The organism is Chitinophaga eiseniae, from assembly GCF_900167135.1.
GTDB classification, from domain to species: domain Bacteria; phylum Bacteroidota; class Bacteroidia; order Chitinophagales; family Chitinophagaceae; genus Chitinophaga; species Chitinophaga eiseniae.
In genome coordinates this window covers 1-5,601 of record NZ_FUWZ01000021.1, presented here as the reverse complement: position 1 = coordinate 5,601, position 5,601 = coordinate 1, and the positions used below count along the sequence as shown (strand labels likewise).

2 protein-coding genes are annotated in these 5,601 nt (G+C 52.6%); both read right to left on the bottom strand.

The features are described from left to right. On the bottom strand, positions 1 to 1,226 hold a 1,226-nt coding region (locus tag B5D63_RS34440; protein ID WP_143313386.1), incomplete at its 3' end, for a beta-ketoacyl synthase N-terminal-like domain-containing protein. Between the two features lie 18 nt (positions 1,227 to 1,244). Beyond that, the coding region (locus B5D63_RS34435; RefSeq protein ID WP_143313384.1) for a non-ribosomal peptide synthetase at positions 1,245 to 5,601 on the bottom strand (4,357 nt) is incomplete at its 5' end.

Below are 5,601 nucleotides of genomic sequence, written 5' to 3'. Positions count from 1 at the left end.
TGGCCGTTATGAGACCATTCTTTCAGCGTTGTATTTACATAAAAAGGGCCATCTGCAAAATTGATCGCCGGGTTGGGACGCTGATAATGAAGCGTAGGCACCAGCTGACGGTGATGCAGGCACAATACCGTTTTGATAAAACCGGCTATGCCCGCAGCAGCGTCCAGATGGCCGATATTGGTCTTCACGGCGCCCAGCGCACAATACTGCCGGCTGCTGTTCCCAAAAACACGCCGCAGCGCTTCTATCTCGATCGGGTCGCCAAGGTGCGTTCCCGTACCATGCGTCTCCACAAAACTGATGCTATCAGGCGCAATGCCGGCCATATTGACGGCCTTTAACACTGCATTATACTGTCCGTTCACACCCGGCGCGGTAAACGACATTTTATCATGGCCATCATTATTGATCCCACTGCCTCTGATCACCGCGTAGATATGATCTCCTTCAGCAATCGCTTCTGCCAGGCGTTTCAGTACTATCACCCCGCCGCCTTCTCCGCCCACGGTACCGTTGGCGCCAGCATCAAACGCGCGGCAATGCCCGTCTTTGGAATTAATCATTCCCTCCTGATACAAATATCCTCTCCCGGAAAAACTGTTGAGCGTAATGCCGCCAGCCATCGCCATTTTACACTCCCGTAGCAAAAGGCTCATACACGCCCGCTGTACGGCCACCAGAGAAGTAGAGCAAGCGGTGTTCACAAATACTGACGGACCTTGCAGATTAAGCTGGTAAGCAACCCTTGAACACAAGAAGGTAATGTTGCGAAGCTGGGAAGCCGAATATTCATCCACTCTTTTCTGTTGCCCGTTGCGCAGGATCGTATAGTTTTCCCAGTTATTGTCCGGCGAGCCCCCGGCAAATAATCCGATTTTATCCGGGTAGGTGGTCACATCATACCCGGCATCTTCCATCGCTGCCCAGCAGTACTGGTGAAACAAACGGATCTGGGGGTCCATGATCGTCGCTTCATCGGGGCGGTATCCAAAAAACGCCGCGTCAAAGCCGGCTTTTCCATTTAGCCGGGCATTTGCGTTCACATAAGACGGATCATCTGCAATAGCCTCATCTTCTCCCGCAGCCATCAGTTCCTCTCTGGAAAAAAAAGTGATGGATTCCTTTCCCGATTGGAGGTTTCTCCAGAATTCATTTACGTTTTCAGCACCTGGAAACTGTCCTGCCATTCCGATAACGGCAATTTCAACACCATTGTATTTAGTCATATTTTTCCGGGATTACACTTATTTAAAAATATCGATCATGTTTTTTAGCCCTTCCACTTCTTCTCTGACCGTTTTTTCGAATTGCTCCACGGCAACGTTGCCATTATCAAGAAATGCCGCCAGCGCTGCAACAGAAGAATAGGTAAACAGTTCCGCCACAGCGACGTTGATCCCTAAGCGTTCCTTCATCCGCACCTGCAGTTTTATTAACAGGAGAGAATTTCCCCCCAGTTCAAAAAAAGTGCTGTTAGCGCCGATCTTCTCCCTGTTGAGCGACAAGACCTCAGACCAGATATTAGCCAGCATTTCCGCCGTGTCTCCCAAAGGCGATATAAATTCCGCTCCGGCAGCGCTTTCCACCAACGGCAGTGCCTTCCGGTCTATCTTTCCGTTGCGGTTCACCGGGAACTGTTCCATTTTTATAAAATGCGCTGGTATCATGTAGGCCGGCAATTGTTCACGCATATAAGCATCCAACGAGAGAATACCGGCTCCGTGAACAGGAATATAATAGGCGGTGAGGACGGTATGCTGTCCCTGCCGGTCAGCAATGACGATACTATCCTGTACTTCCTCGTGCTGCCGCAGGCGGGCTGCAATCTCTCCCAGCTCCACACGGTATCCCCTGATCTTTATTTGCTCATCGGCCCTCCCCAGGAATTCCAGTTGCCCATCGGGCAGCCACCTGGCATAATCGCCGGTATCATAGATGCGCTCTTCCGGCAATAACGGATGCCACAGAAACTTACGTGCAGTCAGTTCGGGGTCGTTGACATAGCCTGATGCCAGGCCATCGCCGCCGATGTAAAGTTTCCCCCTGGCCCCTGCCGGCAACAGTTCCAGTTGCTCTCCCAGAATATAAACCCTGGTGTTGTGGACGGGGCGGCCGATAGGGACATATGTCTTGTCGGGCATCGGACCGGTAACGGCATATTCAATGGACGTTACGGTCGTTTCCGTAGGGCCGTACTCGTTATAGAAAGCAGCCACTCCGCCACATTTCTCTGCGAGTGTCACGGGGCAGGCCTCCCCGCCCGCAATGATCCTTTTCAGCGCAGACACATCCTCCCATGCGACGCTCTCCAGGAAGGATGGCGTGGCATGCAAGTGCGTGACCGCATGGTCCCTCAGGTATTGATTAAACAGCGCGTTGTCCAGTATCACTTCACGGCTGACCATCACCAGGGTGGCGCCGCTCAACAATGCCAGCCAGATCTGTTCCACCGAAGCATCGAAACAGATAGTGGAGAACTGTAGGATCTTTTCCGCTTCGGTGATCTGAAAGGTCCTTCGTTGCGACCAGGCCAGGTTCACTACCGGGCGATGCGGCACCATAACTCCTTTAGGTTTACCAGTGGAGCCGGATGTATAAATTATGTAAGCGGTGTGCGCTGCTGTAACTTCAGGTAAGGCATGAAGCGGTGCTTCTTCATGATGAGGTATTTCTGTCAACACTGTCTTCACCCTGCATTCCTCCAGCATGTTCCGGATATGCTCCTCCGGATAGGTAGCGTCCAGCGGCAGGTAGGCGCCACCTGCTTTCATAATGCCCAGCATTCCCACGATCAGATCGGTTGACCGTTCCATCATCAGTCCCACGATATCTCCGGGCGCTACGCCATGGTGTACCAGGTGACGGGCAAGTTGGCCGGACCGGTGATTTAACTGCCGGTAAGTAACGCGCTCTTCGTTGAACTCCACTGCGATATGGTCCGGGGTCTGCTGCGCCTGCTGTTCGAACAGCTCCACAAGACTCTTGTCTGACGGGTAATCAGTGGCTGTATTATTCCATTCATACAATAGCCGGTGTGCTTCTTCCGCCGGAATGATCACCAGGTCTTTTATCAATGCCTGCGGATGAGCAGTGATCGCCGTAAGGATATTGACAAAACAGGTAACAAACCGTTGTATGGTCGCTTCTTTAAACAGTGACGTCGCATATTCCATGCTCAGTAAAAGCTTTCCGTCGTGTTCAAAAGCAGATAAGGTCATATCGAATTTAGCCACTGCGTGGCCCGTACTATAGGGCTTTAATGTAAGCCCCGGCAGTTCCAGGGTAGATTGTTCATAGTTCTGAAACACAAACATGGCATCGAAAAGCGGGTTTCGGCCGGCGTCCCTTAACAACGCCAGGTCGCTGATCAGGGCTTCATACTGGTAGTCCTGGTTATCAAAACAGGACAACGTTTTTGCCTTTACCGCCGCCAATAGTTCCCTGAAACTGCTTCCGCCTGACACCTGGTTTCTTAAAGGGAGCGTATTCACAAACATTCCCATTACCTGTTCCACATCACTGTTGTGACGGCCGGCCACCGGCGTGCCCACCACTACGTCATCCTGTCCGGAAACCCTTGCCAGCAGGATATTATATGCTGCCAGCAATACCATGAACAGTGTGGTCTTTTCTGCTTCTGCCAGTTGTTTCAAATGGCCGGTGAGAATGGTATCAATATCAAAGCTGATGATATGGCCTTCCTGGTCTTTAGCAGCAGGCCGGGCGTAGTCATATGGCAGCTCCAGGGGGGTGGGCACCTCTTCAAATTCACGCATCCAGAAATCCCGTTGTACCGACATCCAGGGCTGGGACGCAACCTCTTGCTGCCATTCTGCAAAATCTTTATACTGCAGTTGCAGGGGGGGCAACGTTTCTTCCTGGTACAATGCCATAAAATCATTGATAAGGATATTTTCAGACACCCCGTCCATAATGATATGATGTACATCTACCATCAGTATGTGCTGCCGGCTGCCGATGGCCACCAGCGCCATCCTGATCAAAGGCGCCGCGCGCAGGTCAAACGGCCGGATAAAATTGTGAATGACTGCCGGCACTTCTTCGGCGGTTGCCTTCACCACAGGTATTTGACAGGTAACCGGAGCGGCTATTTTCTGTACAGGAACGCCGTCTTCCACCTCAAAAAAGGTGCGGAGGTTTTCATGACGCGCCAGCAACTGATTGAAGGCGAGGCTGATTTTCGCCACGTCTAATGCACCTTCCAGCATAACCACCTGCGGCAGATTGTAGGCAATGGAGTCTTTGTCCATTTCATACAGGAAATAAAGCCGCTTCTGTGCGGAAGACAATGCATAATATGGCTTTAACGGAGCGCTGGGGATAGCCGTATATTCCTTCCGGCCGGCATTGCCAGCCGACATCAGCGTATTCATCTGCGCTGCCAGTAATGTAATGGTGGAATTATCAAAAAAGGTTTTCACCGGTACTTCCACATTGAACAGCTTATGTATGCGCCCCATCATGGTAAGCGCCTTCAATGAGTTACCGCCTATTTCAAAAAAATCATCTTCCGCAGTAATACCCTGCTTTCCAAAAAACTGTTCCCATAAACCGATCAGTGAAGCGGTGATATCATCCTCCGAAGCCTTATCATCCCCTGCTGCCATGGCTTCCCCGCCTTCGGCAACAGCCACTTCCCGGTTGACCCATTGCTGCAGCCGCAGCTGCAGATCGGACACCGAAACCACCACCTGCGGCAGATGACGGACGCTCATGATGCGGCGCCATACCTCTGCCAGTTCCCCGCCCGTAATACCACCACCGGTTTTATCACCATATTCCAGGCCGTCGAAACAGATGCTTATCCAATGTTTTAAGCTGCCGGTACCTACCCCGGAAGTAATGTAGGCATCCATGTAAGCATTGGCGGGAGCATAAGCTCCAAAACCAATCCCCCCCAGCACGGTAGAGAGAGATGAGGTAGCGGCAAAAAATTCAAGCGCACGATCACCCAACACGGTCTGCAATACTTCCAGTCCCTGCACTTTGGGCCCGAACTGTTTTTCATAGTCTTGCTGCGTCAGCGTGTCTATACCACCATGGCTTTCCCCGTCCGCGATGCCCGCCGCATGGACCACGCCGCTGATACGGCCGCCCAGCACAGCCTCCGAGCTGGCCACCAGTTCCCGTACCGCTGCTACGTCCGTGAGATCGCAGTGGCTGTACAGCACACGACAGCCCCGTGATTCCAGCTCACGGATCTTTTCTATACGCGCTTTCACACCTGCTTCCAGGTCACCGGCATCCCAGGCAGCACGCGGCGGCAACGCCACCCGGCCCGTCAGTATCAGGCCCGCGGCATTGTCTGCCAGCAAGCGTTTACTTAATGTATAACCCAAACCGCCCAGCCCACCGGTGACCAGGTAAATTCCTCCGCCTGGCATTGCAGACACGGATGTTTCCAGACGCTCGTAATGCCGCCCCCAGCGACGACCGTGACGCAGGCATATCACCCTGCCGTTCCCCGGTGTATTGATCTCCGCGGCCAGCAACGGCTGCCACCCTTCTTCCGACAAACTCACATCAATATGGCTCGTCTGTAAAGAGGGATACTCCTGCGACAGCACTTTCAGCAGAACG